12 protein-coding genes are annotated in these 15,698 nt (G+C 57.7%); 7 read left to right on the top strand and 5 right to left on the bottom strand.

The features are described from left to right. Positions 1-4 precede the first annotated feature (4 nt). The gene (locus IEW73_RS01500) at positions 5-3,166 is read right to left on the bottom strand and encodes a DEAD/DEAH box helicase (RefSeq protein WP_188670005.1); all 3,162 of its coding nucleotides are present in this window, start codon (positions 3,164-3,166) and stop codon (positions 5-7) included. A 265-nt stretch (positions 3,167-3,431) separates the two neighbouring features. On the opposite strand from IEW73_RS01500, the gene IEW73_RS01495 reads away from it, so the two are divergent. The 4 genes from IEW73_RS01495 to IEW73_RS01480 all read left to right on the top strand — a co-directional run bounded on the left by IEW73_RS01495 (position 3,432) and on the right by IEW73_RS01480 (position 5,980). Beyond that, positions 3,432-4,361: a trypsin-like serine peptidase gene (locus tag IEW73_RS01495; protein ID WP_188670003.1), complete on the top strand. Its 930-nt coding sequence runs from the start codon at positions 3,432-3,434 to the stop codon at positions 4,359-4,361. A gap of 326 nt (positions 4,362-4,687) precedes the next feature. After that, a complete protein-coding gene (locus IEW73_RS01490) occupies positions 4,688-5,041 on the top strand; it encodes a CD225/dispanin family protein (RefSeq protein WP_188670001.1) in 354 nt (117 codons plus the stop codon). Next, positions 5,004-5,288 (top strand): hypothetical protein, encoded by a 285-nt coding sequence (locus IEW73_RS01485; RefSeq protein ID WP_188669999.1) that lies wholly within the window; start codon positions 5,004-5,006, stop codon positions 5,286-5,288. Before IEW73_RS01490 ends, IEW73_RS01485 begins: the two co-directional genes overlap by 38 nt. 74 nt (positions 5,289-5,362) lie before the next feature. After that, complete coding sequence (locus IEW73_RS01480) at positions 5,363-5,980, top strand: dihydrofolate reductase family protein (protein WP_188669998.1); 618 nt, start codon at positions 5,363-5,365, stop codon at positions 5,978-5,980. Here IEW73_RS01480 and IEW73_RS01475 read toward each other — a convergent pair. Next, positions 5,920-6,873, bottom strand: a complete 954-nt coding sequence (locus IEW73_RS01475) for an alpha/beta fold hydrolase (protein ID WP_188669996.1) — start codon at positions 6,871-6,873, stop codon at positions 5,920-5,922. The genes IEW73_RS01480 and IEW73_RS01475 overlap by 61 nt on opposite strands. A 302-nt stretch (positions 6,874-7,175) precedes the next feature. Here IEW73_RS01475 and IEW73_RS01470 point away from each other — a divergent pair, with 302 nt between their 5' ends. Beyond that, positions 7,176-7,973, top strand: a complete 798-nt coding sequence (locus IEW73_RS01470) for an FHA domain-containing protein (RefSeq protein WP_188669994.1) — start codon at positions 7,176-7,178, stop codon at positions 7,971-7,973. Positions 7,974-8,196: 223 nt separating this feature from the next. Then, the gene (locus tag IEW73_RS01465) at positions 8,197-10,845 is read left to right on the top strand and encodes an FtsW/RodA/SpoVE family cell cycle protein (protein WP_188669992.1); all 2,649 of its coding nucleotides are present in this window, start codon (positions 8,197-8,199) and stop codon (positions 10,843-10,845) included. Positions 10,846-10,865: 20 nt separating this feature from the next. Here the strand turns inward: IEW73_RS01465 and IEW73_RS01460 are convergent, their stop codons facing one another. Together IEW73_RS01460 and IEW73_RS01455 are read right to left on the bottom strand one after the other, a co-directional pair. Continuing rightward, positions 10,866-11,678 carry a DUF5602 domain-containing protein gene (locus tag IEW73_RS01460; RefSeq protein WP_188669990.1) on the bottom strand — a complete coding sequence of 271 codons (813 nt, stop codon included), beginning with the start codon at positions 11,676-11,678 and terminating at the stop codon, positions 10,866-10,868. Between the two features lie 132 nt (positions 11,679-11,810). Continuing rightward, entirely contained in the window at positions 11,811-12,314 is a 504-nt protein-coding gene (locus IEW73_RS01455; protein ID WP_229675652.1) for a DedA family protein, read from the bottom strand. Positions 12,315-12,378: 64 nt separating this feature from the next. On the opposite strand from IEW73_RS01455, the gene IEW73_RS01450 reads away from it, so the two are divergent. Next, positions 12,379-14,136 carry a DUF2207 domain-containing protein gene (locus tag IEW73_RS01450; protein WP_188669988.1) on the top strand — a complete coding sequence of 586 codons (1,758 nt, stop codon included), beginning with the start codon at positions 12,379-12,381 and terminating at the stop codon, positions 14,134-14,136. Between the two features lie 13 nt (positions 14,137-14,149). On the opposite strand, the gene IEW73_RS01445 is transcribed toward IEW73_RS01450, so the two are convergent. After that, entirely contained in the window at positions 14,150-15,538 is a 1,389-nt protein-coding gene (locus IEW73_RS01445) for a condensation domain-containing protein (RefSeq protein WP_188669986.1), read from the bottom strand. Positions 15,539-15,698: the final 160 nt, after the last annotated feature.

Raw genomic sequence — 15,698 nt, 5'->3', positions numbered from 1 at the left:
GTTGTTAGTCGAATAGCCCGCGGATGTCGTCGGCGGTGAGGGTGCTGCCGAAGGTGGTGCCATCGTCTAGGACGCTGCTGGAGAGTTGCGCTTTACGTTGCTGGAGTGCATTAACTTTTTGTTCGATGGTGTTGTGCGACAGAAGCCGATACACCATGACGTTTCGGTTCTGACCGATTCTGTGCGTGCGGTCAACGGCCTGCGCTTCCGTGGCGGGGTTCCACCAGGGGTCGAGAATAAAAACGTAGTCGGCCTCGGTGAGGTTGAGCCCGAACCCGCCCGCCTTGAGGCTGATCAGGAAAACGGGTGCTGAACCGTTTTTGAATCCGTCGATCACTTCGGCCCGGTTGCGGGTGCTGCCGTCGAGGTAGCTGTAAGAGATGCCGTCGTACATAAGCCTGTCGCGTACTAGGCGGAGAAACCCGGTGAACTGGCTGAACACCAACGCTCGGTGCCCGCCGGCCACGACATCTTCGAGGTGTTCAAGGAGTGCGTCGATCTTTGCCGACGGCACACTCGCGTGGGTGTCGTCCACCAGTCCGGCGTGGAGTGCTAGTTGTCGAAGCGTTGTGAGCGACCGCAGGATAGTGATGCGGTGCTTGTCGATGTCGTCAACAAGTCCGAGGATCTTGCGGCGTTCGTTTTGCAGTTGAGTTTCGTACGCTTTGCGGTGCTTGGGATGCAGGTCAATCTCAAGGACCTGCTCCTGCTTCGGAGGTAGGTCGTCGGCGACCATTTCTTTGGTGCGCCTACGCACGAGCGGTGCGATACGTCGCTTGAGCTGGTGGAGAAGCTCCTTGTCGCCCAGCTTTTCGATGGGCTCGGCGTAGAGCTGTTTGAACTGTTTGGGATTGGGAAACAGGCCCGGCGCGGTGATGGAGAGTAGTGCCCATAACTCCATCAGGTTGTTTTCGATGGGAGTGCCTGTAATGGCGACTTTCATCGGTGCCGGGAGGCGTCGGCAACATTGGTAAATCTTGGATCGTTGATTTTTGGCCATCTGCGCTTCGTCGAGAAACAGCGCTGACCATGTGTTGGCTTCGTGTGCGTCGAAGTCGAGCCGAAACAAGGTGTACGAGGTGACGACAATGTCGGCGCCTGCGATGGTGTCCGCCAGGTTGGCGCCGCGCTTTTTCAGGGTGTCGCTGAGGGTCACAACGGTGAGATCCGGGGTAAACCGGTAAGCCTCGTGCGCCCAGTTTGGTACGACGCTGGTGGGTGCGACGATGAGGAACGGTGGCCCACCCGGATTTGTGGTTCGGGCCTGGCTGATCATGGCCAGTGTTTGAATCGTCTTTCCAAGCCCCATGTCATCAGCGAGTATTCCCCCCAGTCGGTGTTCCCAGAGGAAAGTCAGCCACGAGTACCCGTCGTGTTGATACGGCCGCAATGTTGCGTGGAGTCGCGGAGGCGGTGGGATGTCGACGGGGTTGTAATTGAGCAGGCCGTCCACTTGTCGCGACCATTCGGCAGCCTGGTCGGTGACGACCCCGAGGCCCACCAGTTCCTCCCACAAAGTGGCTTGATACCTGTTGATGCGCAAACGGTCCTGCGCATCATCGCCCGGCGAATCATCAAGCATTTTCGCCTCGGTGATGAGGTTGCGCAGCTTTGTCAGTTCCGGATTGTCGAGGGAAAAGAACGCTCCGGTGGGGAGCACCATATGACTTTCGCCGCCATCGAGTGCCCGGAACACGTCGGGGAAGGATACAACTGTGGTTCCCACCGTCAGTGCAACATTCAGATCGAACCAGTCCGACTGGCCCGTGAGGTGGGCTGTGGCGAGTGTGATGGTGACAGCGTCATTGGCATCGTGAAAATCGGGTTCCTCGCCGACAATAGTCACTTTTATCCCTGGATGCTGCTTTAACTCCGGCAGCACTTCGGTGATGAAATTGACGGTAGTGATGGCATTAAAAGACATCGTTTCGGCGACGCCATCGCGTGGAATTAATCCATTAAGGCACGAGGCAACATGATCGGTGATCGCCATTTCCTCGTGGCGGATACGCAATTGCGCCCCACTAGTGTTGTCACCAAAACGGAAATTGCTCGCGCTGTCGTCAACAAAATAGCGCCACGACAGTGTGAGCGTCGACCGGTAGTCGGGAGAGAACACCACAGACACGCCCAATTCAGGTCCGCTAATGACAGGTCGCTTAAACGACCCGTCAGTGGAAACGATGTCCGTATACGACCGCAACTGCGGAAAGTAGTCGGTGACAAATCTCGCGGAATCACTAGCAGGAATCCTGACCTCGGTTCCCCCGGTGAACATCGGCTTAAAGGTGTCAGGGATAGGGCGTTGCAATGCTGCAAGGTGCAAGCATCCTAAATCGTCCGTAACGGCAATCCCGTGAGTTGGTTTACCCAGAAAGGTCACAGCCGTCGAAGATTTGTCGATACTAAATACCCCGCGTAACGAGAGCCCCGCACTGCCCGAATTGGTCACATCAAGATTCCAGGTGATGTTGTCGTGCAACGTCACCGGCCGCCAGTTTCGTGCACGATCCAAAAGTGGTAAACCGTGACAGTCGGCATCGCGCAACACCGCCCACAGGCGCGGGCTGTGAAACTCCCCGAGGTCCATCTGCCCGTCTAACGAGTTGACATAGTGCGCCTGCCCGCGCCCAGCCTGATAGATCGCAAACAGCTCGCGGAGGATGTGCACGTGCTCAGGTGGTGTGTCCGTCCGATAGTGGGCATACGGCAATTCCGACCAAGTGATCCCGGTCGTGACCCAGCCTCGCCGACCGTGCGTTGCTAACCGCACAAGCAAGCGCGACCCCGTTTCGCCTGCTCGTTGCTGAATCTTCGTCAACTCAGCTAGCGAGAATTCCAATCCCAGCGCTGGTTCAGCCGGGGCAGGAGCGTCGGGCGTGAGGCTCGCCAGAGTTCGTTCCCAGTCCGCCAAGGGTGCAACGTGGCCCCCATCCGCACTGGCGGCAGTGACAGCCGTTGCCAGCACCGCGACGCTATGTTTACAGTTTCGCGAAACGGGGCAACTACACCGACCGAAGTCGAACTCCCACTCCCCGCCTCCAGTAGTAAATGCCACCACTGTGTCGTACGAATTGCGACCACTACCGTCTACATTTGCACGCAAAACATTCGCTGCAATATCCCACGTCAGGTCGCGAACGGCACCGTCACGTGCGTACGCCATACCCCGCCAGAAGGTCGCCTCGCCCACGATCGGGCGAAGGGACCCCGGCACAACATAACGCAGCTGCTCAGGTAACACCCGGTCAAGGTACACGAGAAGTCAGACAGGTCCTAAGCGTGCCAAATTACCGTCGCAAGCGGGTGCAGACCTTAATTAACGCGTTTGGCAAGCATCGATCCCAATCACAGATTATTCTGATCGCGACCAAGATACCGAGATTGCCTGCTCCACAAGGGTATTCATCACGTACCGAATTGAGAGATCAATGAAGTCCAGCAATCGCCTACGCGCTTCGTGCGCCGCCATGATCGCGGCGTCCATCGCACTGTCCACGTCCCCTGCCTCCGCAGACAGCGCCAATCAGCCTTCGCCTGAAGGTGCGCCGCTGTCGGATCGTCTGCAATATGACGACCAAGGAGACCTCCGCACGAATGGCACAGGCGGTTACTTCGTGCAAACCCCCTATACCGAAAATTCAATCTCTCAGAAGATTGGCTCAATGTATGTCGGTGAGACGTTCGGGCCGTCGGGTTGCACCGCGTCTGTCATCGAATCGGCGACTCGCACCTTGGCTATCACTGCCGATCACTGCACAGTGAACATCAAACCTGGCAGTACGGTGAAATTCGCCCCCGCAGCCGAAGAAGGGCAAGAACCGTACGGCGGATGGTTTATCGACAAGAAGTTTGCCTCATCTGATCCAGTCGATGGATCTATTCCGGATGTCGCTGTTCTAGTCATCCGCCCGCAGGACGGGAAGAGGATCGCCGACCTCACTGGTGGCGGTTTGCAGATCCACCCTGGTCTAGCGGCTGGCGAGGTAGTGCGCGGCTCGTTTATCGGATACCCAGGGCCATCGCCGTACAACGGCTTGCGCCAGTCCATTTGCATTGGTGATTACACCTACCACCCGGATAGAGGCCGCGGCGCAATCAGCCGAGTGTCTGACCAGACCGAATGCTGGGTTGGCGGCGGCTCCAGCGGCGGCCCGTACTTGGCGTTCGCTGACGGCGTCCCGAAAATTATTACGGTACTTAACAGCAACGGTGGTTCACGGATCAGCGACGTTGTACCCGATCTCATAGAGCAGGCCGACGCGTGGGCACAATCTGAATACAACCTTGACAGTACCCCGCCGGTAGTACCGACACCCATACCTGACACTGGAAGTCTTGGAGGCGGGGCTGGGAGTTAACCTGGCACCCACTGGCAGTCCGGTTCCAAATAGGGACCGGGCCGCCAGGACCGGTACCGCAGGATGTGTCTTGGCTAAATAATGTCCAAGCTAGATGCTTCTTGAATCACCATTAATTTAATGTCATTCGCGATCGTTACTTAATTATTTGATGGATTAACTCTATTTGTTGTGTCATTATTCACTTGACCTTATTCTTACCTTTGTGATTAAATTCGACGCAATCCCGATCATCCATGGTGACTAAATTGTGGTTTCGACACCGGGAAAAACCAACGGTCTCACGCGTTTAGAGATCTGCCGTCCGAGAAAATAAGGATCTTGCCATGTCGCAAACACCATGGGATTCATCTGCGCAAACACCCCAGTCAGCACCCAATACTCCCGGCGGCTACACGGCAGGTAGTCCAACGCTCCCCGCAAACCGTCTCGGGATGGCAATTTGGGCGATGTTGTTGTTCTGGCCGGTTGGCATCTTCGCGCTATTGAAGGCCGGAAACGTGAACACATTGTGGGCGCAAGGCCGCTACGCCGAGTCAATTCAAACAGCCGATAGTGCCCGGAACCTGGCCAAGATTGGCGTCATCGTCGGTGTCATCTTTTACGTCACCTTCATCGTCGCAATGATCGCAATGATCGCATTTGTCTTCGCCGCGGCCGGTTCAGCCATGTATTACTGACCCGCTCCAAAATAGCGGCGGTAATGTCGCTGTACTAGTCATCGGCCCGCAGGACGGCACGAAGATCGCCGACGTCACTGGTGGCGGTTTGCAGATCCACCCAGCAAGCTGCGGTGGCGCAATCAGCCGAGTGTCTGACCAGACCGAATGCTGGGTCGGCGGCGGCACCAGTGGTGACCCCTATTTGGCTTTCTCTGACAAATACAACCTCGCCAGCGCCCTCGGCAATACCGACATCCGCCGATAGATCAGAAAAACCGGAGCTAAGCGCGCCGCACAATTCCCCTGGGCCCAGTCACCGCAAGAGCCTAAGGTGGTGTCATGGGTCAGTTGCACGTCAATATGACAGTCACGCTTGACGGTGTGATTCAGGCTAACGGTGGCCCTACTGCGCAGGACGGAAACTTCGAGTTTGCAGGGTGGGAAAGGCCTTTTGGGGATCCGGAGTCTGGTGAGCGGTTAGTCGCTGATATTGAAGGTGCGGACGCGTTGTTGCTGGGGCGCACGACGTACGATATTTTTCGTAGTTATTGGCCGGGCAAGGCGAATCCGATTGCGCTTGCGTTTAATCGAGTGCCCAAGTATGTGGCGTCGGCGGGTGTCCCTGAGTTGTCGTGGGACAACAGTATTCAAATTTCCGATGTCGCTACTCAGGTTCCCGAGCTTTGTGAGCGCCATCGGCGGGTCCACACGTGGGGCAGCGGCAATTTGTTGCAGAGTCTGTTCCGCGAAGGTTTAGTCGACAGAATCAATCTGTGGGTGTGTCCGGTAGTTCTCGGCCAGGGAAAGAGGCTATTTCCGGAAGGCACCACTGCCGCGCGCTTCGAACTTGTTGAGCCGCCGAAGTCGTTCTCGCGGGGTGTGTTGCTGTTGCGCTATCAACGCCTTGAGGGGCCACCGCGGACTGAGTACATGTCATGTTCGTCGACGCCGGTGTAGTCGTCACGCGTGCGGGCAATTGTGGCTTCACGGTAGTGGTCGGTTTCTTTGTTTCGTAGTGACTGTGCGAGCAATTGCGCGAGAGGTTCGCGCATGTGGGCCCACATGTGCCCGTGGTTGCGTACAAGTGTGATGGATGAACTTTTTGGGTGGAGGCTGTTGCGTCTGAGGACGGTGTCGATGTGATCGCTGTAGTGGGCGAACTGATCGTGCGCTCCGACTATGTCGTGCCAGGTTGTGGCGGAGTTGAGGGTATATGCGATGCCGGGCAGTGATCGTCGCCGCATGATGAGTGAGCGGCGTAACTTGCTGAGCGGGTCCATTGTGGGGGCTGGGTGTTCACGGTCGGTGGGGTCGAAGTCTTGGGCAAGCATGCGGGCCGCCTGCCGAATGACGGGCCCTTCGTATTGGTACATGCGGTAGGCGCGGTATGCGTAATGGGTGAGGTACTCGAGGGTGCCGACGGACGACATCGTGACGAGGTGTGACGCCTGCTCTTGAAGGGTTTCGGCAACCGAAAATGCCAGCAGACCGCCCCAGGACATCCCGGCGACGTGGACCGGTTCGGGGTGTACCCGCTTCAGTGCGCGGGCGTGGCCGTCGGCGAAGATTCGGCGATGTGTTCGCCTGTGCACGTGGGCGGCCATGGGCGCGATGATCGGTCGGTCAAGGTTTCGCGCGTATGACCATAGGTACTGTTGCCCGAGGCTGGTGTTTGGGGTGGATCCGAAGCCGTTATAGATAACCACGGGTTGTACGTGGTGGTATTGCTGGTTGAGTAAGTAGAAGCGGTATTTGTCGCCTGTTTTGCGGTCTGTGGTGACGACGTATTGGGTGATTTCGTCGCGAAAAGTTCGGTAGGCGGCGCTGAGTTCTGCGTCGATCGTTTCCATGGGCCCCTTCTTTTTCCGCGGTGTTTTGAGTGTAGTTGGCGGCGCGGTGTTGGGGTCGTTTGTTGTGTTTGAGTGTGATGTCCCCGACGTGACCAGGGTGTTCGTCAACATAATGTGATTGCTGGTGAGCGCGAAACCGCTTGCCGGGGAACAATTGACGTGACGGCGCGGTGTGTGTCGGCGCATGTGGTGTACGGTTTGGCCCCTGTGTCTTGTCGGTTGTCGTCGTTATAGTCAGATTGTTGTGTTTTCCGTCTATGGGGGTCAGTTGTGTTGCAACAAGGATTGAGAGAGGCGTCGTAGTGCGAGTTCTCGTCATTGTTGTGTTCTTGGCCCTCGTCGCCGCGGGGTGTTGGTGGTTGTGGGTGCAGTGGCGCTCGCGGGGTGTATCAGATGAGGTGTCGTCACGATTCTTCGACTCGGTGCGGCGCGCGGAAGCGCTTGTGCCTGAGGAGGCCTTAGACAGCTTCTTAAGCAGAGTGGCGGACCGGATTGTTTTGCAATCCGAGCGGACGTTGACCACTCGGGTGATGCCGAGCCAGGTCACTATTGTGGTGTCGCCGGAGATGGCCAAGCGTCTCAATTCTGCGTGGAATGACGTTACCGCGGAGTTGTCGAATTACGTCGAAACATATGCCCGCGATGAGGGCTACCGGGCGTCGGGCACGTCGTTCGCTTTGGCAGAGAATTCACACTTCCACCGTCGTCGATTTTCGGTATTGCTCAATGCCCAAGAAGTTCCGAGTTCGGCGAAGGTGCGCAGGGAACCTGCTCGTGCGAGCGGGCAGTCAACGATGGTCGTGGGGCGCGTGCGCTGGGAGGTGACGCGGCCCGACGGTAAGTCACTGGCGTTGCTGGACGGCAAGGACTTTTTGATCGGTGCAAGCAGTGAATGCGACTTGATTATCAATGTGCCAACGGTGAGTCGTCGCCACGCCCACCTCACCCCAGCGGGAGATTCGATCACTGTTACCGACCTCAACAGCACCAACGGGACTTATGTGCGGGGCAAGAAGCTAACTGGCCCGCACAAACTTTCGGACGGCGATGAAGTGGTGCTCGCAGGTGAGGTTTCCCTCCGCGTCACCCGAACTGGGTAGCGACACAGATGTTAAATGACTTCCTTGCTCACACCGCAATACTTCTTGTAGCTATTCCCCTGCTTTTCCAGGTGGTTCACGAACGCACCAAGGTGCAATACCCTGCGGACAAGTCGTCTAAGAAGAAGTCATCTGCCGCAGACAGCAAAGCCGGAGAAAACAAAGCAAAGAGAAGCAAACCCAAAGACCGCAACCCCTTGAAGAGACGGAAAGGGGACAATGCGTGAGCGCACCAGCCCAACCGCAACCCTGGGTGTGGCACCGTTCCCCTATCCTTGCGATGACCGAACGCGAATGGCGCACCGGCCTGTCGGTTTCTGCCGCGTGTTTCCTTCTCATGCTGACAGCATTGGGGCGGCTCACGTGGCCGGTTGGTACCGGGCTTCTGCTCACTGCCACTGCCGCAGTGATGCCACTTTTGCTTGCGCTCGCTGTTCGGAAATTCATCGGCAGCAAGGTGTCGCTGGCCGTGCCGTGGGCTGCGTGGTTCCTCACGTGTCTTGGTTACGTCACGGGACTTCGACTGGAACCCAGTGGCGCGCCAACAACTGCGATGTGGATTGTGCTGGCCCTAGTCACGTTCTTGGTTGCCGCACGGTTTGCGAGCAGGTGGCATCCGCGAGTGTCACAAACACACGCATTCGTCATCGCCGCTGTCGGTCTGGCCCTTATGGCACTTCCGCTGGTGCCGCCATTGCAGCACGCTGTTGGTGACGTGCGAGCGTGGGTGCGAATCGGGCCGATTACCGCTCAACCGGTTGAGCTTGCCAGGCCTTTCATCGTTATATCCGTAGCGATACTTGCGCTGGCAACGGTGGCGACTTTCAGGCAAGCCACTCCCCGAACAATCGCCATCACCGCGTCCCCCCTGGCTGCCGCGGCAATACTTGCGTTGCTTCTTGATGACTTAGGGCCGTTACTCGCGATTGTCGGTGGTGGCATCGTCATCATCACGTTGTGTCTACCAAAGATGCGTTACGCCCTTTTCATGTTTGGTGGTATCGCAGCACTGGGTGCGTTGCTGTTCCTCGTGTCAGCGAAGGTGCGTGACAGGTTCACCGAACTGATGGAACCAGTTCTGCCGGACGGGCGTATTCGACAGAGCGGTATGGGCCAAATGGCGTTGTCCCGCGGCGGGTGGTTCGGCAGCGGATTCGATCGCGGCACACCTGGTGTGATTCCGGTGGTCGAAAGTGACTATATTCTCGCCGGCATCGGGGAGGAACGCGGTTACGCCACACTCCTGGTCATTGTTGCCCTGTACACCATTATCGCGGTCGGTGGTTGGTACTCCGCCTTGCGGGCACGCAGCCTCGCAATGCGGCTCATCACCGCTGGGCTCACCGCCATGCTCAGTATCCAAACCGCTTACGTCATCCTGGGTAACCTCGGAGTCGTACCTATGACAGGAATGGTCACCCCTTTCTTGTCCAAGGGCGGTAGTGCCATGATCGGGATGTGGTTCACCATCGGGCTCATTTGTGGGGCTGGCGCGCGATCAATCTCGCTTAACGCACCGCGCAGTGAACGGGAACTCACCCAACGCATTGCGCTCGTGACGCCCGGCATTCCGCTGCTCTGGGTTCTCATTGTGGGCGGCGCCGTCATGGCGACTGCCATCATCGACCCCACACCGGCGTCCAGCCATGCCAGTTCTGTCCCCCTCACCAGCCGAAGCGACCTCGTCACCCGCGACGGCAACCTCCTCGCAAGCACAGTAACCAACGCCAACGAATTTCCGTCGCGGCCTATCCACACGGTCCCAGGGTTTGACGACGACAACTACCAACTCATCACCACCATTGACGAGCGGGTCCAGCATTGGCCGAATTGCGGAAGTTGGTGGCGCAACTTCTTTGATCTCGAATGCCCACCACAACCCGCAGTGTCATCACTGTCCCCGACTATCCAAACAGCTGCACGCGATGCGTTGGCTGGCCTTGTCGGCGACGTCGTTGTACTCGACACCACAACTAGTTCGGTGCTCGCCGCATGGTCTACCCCAGACAGCGGCAATTCACAAAGGTGGGCAAATGGGCACCCCGCCCTCGTGGCGGACACTGCTCCTGGATCGACCTTCAAGATCGTCACTGCAGCCGCAGCGTTGTCTGCGGGCCTTAGTGGCGATACCGAGTTGAGCAGCGAATACACGCCGCCAGGTGGGCAGGGTGTTGTGCGCAACCACGACCGCGGCAGCAGTGGGGGCTCGCTGGAAAACGCGCTCGCAGTTTCGTCCAACACTGCATTTGCCCAGATCGCCATTGAACTCGGCGAAGATGAGCTCAAAGACATGTCCTCCGCAATGTCGACGTGGGAGAACGGGGACATGGTGCTCCCGAATCGGCCGATCACCCTCGGAGATGTCGACGGTCCGGATGCACTGGCACGGACCGGGTTCGGTCAACAAGACGTTCGCGCCACACCGGCAACAATGGCGCACATCGCCGCGATCATCGCTAACAATGGCGCAGCCACCCCACCACGCACCATCATCGGATCATGTCGAAAGGGCCGGTTTTCACCATCAGAAATGCCCCGGCCCACACAGCTCATCAGCCCCGCTGCTGCTGAACGGATCCGTGACGGCATGGAACTGTCGATCACACAAGGACAAGTCCCAGCGCTCACCGGTCTCGCTGAGGGGATCGCCGCAAAAACGGGCACGGCCGAAAACAGCGCAGGACTCTACGACGGTTGGATTATCGCCATCGCGCCCGCCGAGCACACCACCATTGCAGTTGCAGTGCGCGTGGTCGCGGACACCGCCTCGGGAGTATCGCGAGGCGGTGCCACCAACGCGGGTCCGGTAGCCGCAGCGGTTCTTCGAACGGCACTAAGCGAATCAGAAATCAGTCCTGAGCCCTGCGCATAGAGTCCGATTGGCCTAGCCCATCAGCTGGCTTCACGCCACTCAAGCCCACCGAGTGTGATCAAGTGTTCTCCCGTATCAGCGTCGTAAGAAACGGTGTACGTCGTTGGGAAGTAGCCACTCATTTGGTACGCCTCAGGTTGGGGGATATCCGTTGTGCGGGTCTCCTTTTGCAGCAAGAATTCATGCGTCACCATCGGCTCAACAAATATGAGGTCACCGTCCCACGTTCCCATGATGAGTGTTGATTCGAACTCATACTCACCTGGAACTAGCGGGTCAGCGGAATCCACCCAATGCACCCCCATGTTCGGCACTGCTTGCGCCGAAACCGGCGGTCCTGGCGGCACAACATAACCTGCCGGAATATAGCGATCCTCCGGGAGGTTTTCAGCCTTGCTCGCAAAATCAGGGTCGGCTGGGCTGATGGCGTCAATTGCGTCTTCGCTCACCATGTAGAAGTGGACGTCGAAGTGCGGCACGTCAAAAAGTCCAGGTGGCTCGTGACCGTGGCTAGCCCAATCTAGTGAGACATGATCGAACACCGTGTCGCTGGCTTCGTCCGGTAGATCAAGAATCCAGACCGGCGGCGGACCTTCAGGCGAGTCCGGTAGACCAGTGAGTGCGTTCTCAGTAATTCTTACACCCACTTCTGTGGGTGCACCGTCGTCGTCGACCACCACATAAGTGCGCGCTTCGCCCTCGCCCACTTGTTCAGGTTGCCCATAGTGAACGCCGTCGGTTGTGTCGTCCGACCCACACGCAGTGGTAAGTGCGAAGGTCATTCCGCATGCTGCGAGAATGCTGATGATTCGACGTGGATGAGATAGGTACATTGTGTCCGCCCTTGAGTTTACTCATGCCAACGATTAGGACATATAGGGCTTATCTTTCTCCTGCGCGACAACTTTGTGTAGTACTTAGTGCACAGAAGTTTCAGCCAATCTTGGTGAGGGTTGAACCACGGATTAGCGGTGTGAGCGGCGGTGTCGAAGCCACAGCACCAAGGCGACGATGAGTGCAATGGCGACGAATCCACCGACGGCGATTTCCGGCGACCGAATGAAAAGGGTCCACCAGGCTGTAAACACGGCGAGACCTCCAAACGTGTAGATTCCGGCCCAAATGAGGCAACCTGCGATCATGGCGATGAGGTAGCGGCCGAACTTCATGTGCATCACGCCAGCGGTCAAGTTGATGGCGGTTTGGATCCCGATTGTCATGAAAGAAAAGGTCACGGCGATCGGCCCATAGCGATTGATGGCGGCTTCTGCGCGACCAAGTTTCGGTCCGAGTTTTATGCCAAGGCGGGAGCGGTACAGACCTACTCCCAGTGCTCTCCCAATCCAATAAGTTGCCTGCGCACGGAGGAAGACAATTCCGAACAGAATGGCGTAGACGACACCGATGGAATGGCCCTCAAGGAAACCGTACTCCACTGTGCCCCGTTCCTTATCGACGTTGGTGCGCAATTCTGCGACGATTGCATCGCCACCTGATACTAGAGAATGTAGGGACAGCGTGAAGGAAACGACAGTGGGACGTCAGCGATTCGCCTTCTCGCTTGTGGTGGCGCAGCTCGCGCTTGTGACGATGTTTGTTTCGCCCACGGTTGCCGTGGCGCAGGCTGTGGATGACTTCGTCTTCAGCAGCGTGGAAGTTGATTTCTACTTTGAGCGCGATGACAGCGACAGGGCGACGGTCCGCGTCACAGAGAGGTTTACCGCGGAGTTCCCTGAGTTCGATCAGAACAAGGGCATTTCGCGTAGTGTGCCGAGGTTCTACGATCGCAGACCAGTGCTTGTCGATGGTGTCTCTGTGACGCGCAATGGTGAGGCCGAGCCCATCGATTCTGAGTCTGCAGACGGCAGCGAGTGGGTTGTCGAAACCGGTACCGACGAGTATGTGCGCGGCACGCAAGTATATGAGTTTTCGTACTCGTTGCGAGATGTGGTGGACGACGTTGATGGTCGTCAGGAGTTCTTTTGGGATGCTGTTCCGGCTGATTCAATCCAGCCTTTCGGGAATGTCGTAGCTCGGGTCCATCTCGATGATGATGTGAAAGATTCGTTCACGGGCGATGTGCGGTGTCTGCAAGGTTCTAGTGCTGCAACTCGCGACTGTGCCAGCGATGTTGACGGTGGGCTACTGACGTTTGAATCGAATGGAGAACTCGATGCGGGTGAGGGCCTGTCCGTAGTCGCGGGATTTGAGGGCGATTCGTTCGCTCCGTACACCGAAGGTCCGGCCGGGGTTGTCGCCACGTCCGTCATGGCACTTGCTGCCGCCGTAGGAGCGGGTGCGATGGCATGGATGGTGCGGATCTATTCGACTGTTGGCCGTAATGCACCCCGCCGTGGCGAACTCACTGCGACCTTTATCGCTCCTAGTGGGATGTCCATTCTTAAGGCTGCCGCGATTAAGTGCGCAACCCTTGGAGGCAATGCGGTTCCTGCACAGATTGTCGACCTCGCTATCCGTGGAAACATCCGCATCGTGGAGACTGCGAGCAATTCGCGATGGTCGCAGTCCGAGAATTACAGCATCGAATTGGTGCACCCAGACGGCGTGGACGAGGACGAACGTGCACTGCTTGATGCGTTCTTCCCGTCGGGTACCGCTGGGGAGCAATATTCGTTTTCTGACCCCGATGACGATACGAGTGAAGCGCTCCAAGAACTCACAAACTCAATAAACAAGTCCGTCGTCGAGGACGGATATCGCAGAACTGTTCCGGTAAACAAGGCAGCGATCGCCTTGGGCAGTGTTGCAATTGTTGCCGCGATTGGTAGTGGTCTGTTCTTCATTGGTCGACCGGCGGATTGGCGAATCTCACTGGTGATTGTTGGCGCAATGTTGGGGTTGTTCGCGATGGTCTCAACGATGGGAATACGGCCATTGACCGAAAAAGGACGCGAAGTTGTGGATCGGTTGGATGGGATCAAGTTGTACCTAAAATCCGCGACGAGTAATAGGAAGTCAGAGTTTGAACCGAACAGCTTTACCGACGGCGATAGATACCAGACGGTCGCGGCATACGAACAGACGCTCCCCTACTCGATCCTGTTTGGATTCGGAAAGAAGTGGGCGGAAAAGTTATCGCACCAGTATGAAGGGAATACGGGTCCGATGTGGTTCACCGGCATCCAGCCGTTTAGCCCCGTGCATTTCAGCGCTGCGTTGAACAACTTCGCTTCTTCGCCGTCGGGCGCAGCTGGGGCTAGCTCAGGCGGTTTCGCCGGGGGTGCTTCTGTCGGAGGGGGCGGCGGAGGTGGCAGCGTCGGCGGCCGATAAACGGCGACCGAACCTACTGGATTACCTGGAACTGTGGGCGCACCCCTGGCACTCGATTGAGTGTGGTGTCGGGGTCGACGGTGGCGAATGCGTGCAGGAAGGTCATGAATCGTTGATGGTGTGACGCAACTTCTGCCTCGCCATACAGTGCAGGGTTCGCTTCGAACTCAATGATGAGTGCATCGTGTGCGTCGAAGTGGATATTGACGGTGAGGTCGTAGACGAGTCCGTCGGTGAGTGCGTTGATGACTGCCGTGGTAGATCCGAAGCTCAGTGTGGGATCGCCGAAGGCCACGTTGACTGTGGGTCCGAAATGGGTTGCTTGAGGTCCGATGACCCCGAGTTCGCGGACAATGTCGTCGACGCGGTACTGCTGGTGTCGCACGGCGTCGGCGACGCAACGGCGGGTTTGCCGCAGCGTGTCGGCTACGGTGCTTGATTCGGTGATGCTTGGTCGCAGCGGGACAAGGTTGGCGAGCACGCCTGGCGAATGGCGTAGTGCCATGGTGGTGCGTGCCGTCACCGGAAAGGTGATGGTCGGGTCGGTGGAACCGGTAATGCGGGTGAAGTACGCGATGAACGCGGCAGTGACTGCCGAACCGACCGTCGCGCCTGCGTATTGGGCGACCGCGTTGACGGCTTCTAGTGTTGACGGCGACAGCGTGGCGGTCGAACGAATCGTCGCAACGGAAGCGGGTGCGGTTTTGCCAGCGAAACTTATTGGGGCGCGCACACCGCTGAGTTGCTCGGCCCAGAATGCGTGGTCGGATCCGAATCGGTCTGTTGATGAGTATCGGCGATCGTGCTCGACGGTATGCGCGATTGTGAGGCCGCGGAACGTGGGAATGCTTCGCTCTGCGACGAGTGCGGAGTAGATCGCGGCGGTACGTCGCTGGTAGACGACGACGCCTGCTGGATCCGCGATGACACGGTGTGCTCGGAAGTACCACAGTGTGCGGTTGTCCGCGACGATGAGGAGCGCCGTTGAGAAGAGCGCTTCACGGTTGGTGTCGACTGGTGTGGAGCGATGCAGGCACATCCAGTCATGCGCGGCGGCAACTGGGTCAGGTTCTTCACGCAAATCAACTTGGTGGATATGAAGGTGTTGCGAGTCGAGTTGTTGATACGGCCACCCGTTGCGCTCGGTGATGCGCACCGTTGACAGGGCGCATTCGAGTGAAGCTTGCGTTATTGCTGCTCGGAGGGCCTCAATAGAAAGGGCCTCGGCGTTGATGGCGTCGTCGCCGTGCGCTGTGTGAATATCGACGTATCGCGCGATGCAGTCCGGGGTGTGGGGGTTCATTCGTTGGGCGAACCACGCTGCTGACTGCGCTGAGGTAAGCGGCAGGAGCGTGTCGTCGCGTGTAGTTTGGGTAGCCCTCTTCACGCTTGGTATATCCACATTTGCCCCCGGAGTGTTACACGATGAAAGAAAGTCGTTGGTTTTGGTGTCACGCATATTTCGGAACCAAGAATGTTTCAGCTTGGTCTCGAGCGTTGTGACGTGCGACTTAGATCCTCGCTCCTCCTGGTCCCCTCGCGAGTATTACTGATGCACAACA

It is taken from the genome of Hoyosella rhizosphaerae (assembly GCF_014643175.1).
Classification (GTDB): domain Bacteria; phylum Actinomycetota; class Actinomycetes; order Mycobacteriales; family Mycobacteriaceae; genus Lolliginicoccus; species Lolliginicoccus rhizosphaerae.
The sequence above is the reverse complement of the archived record's forward strand: the minus strand, read 5'-3'. Positions and strand labels throughout refer to the sequence as shown.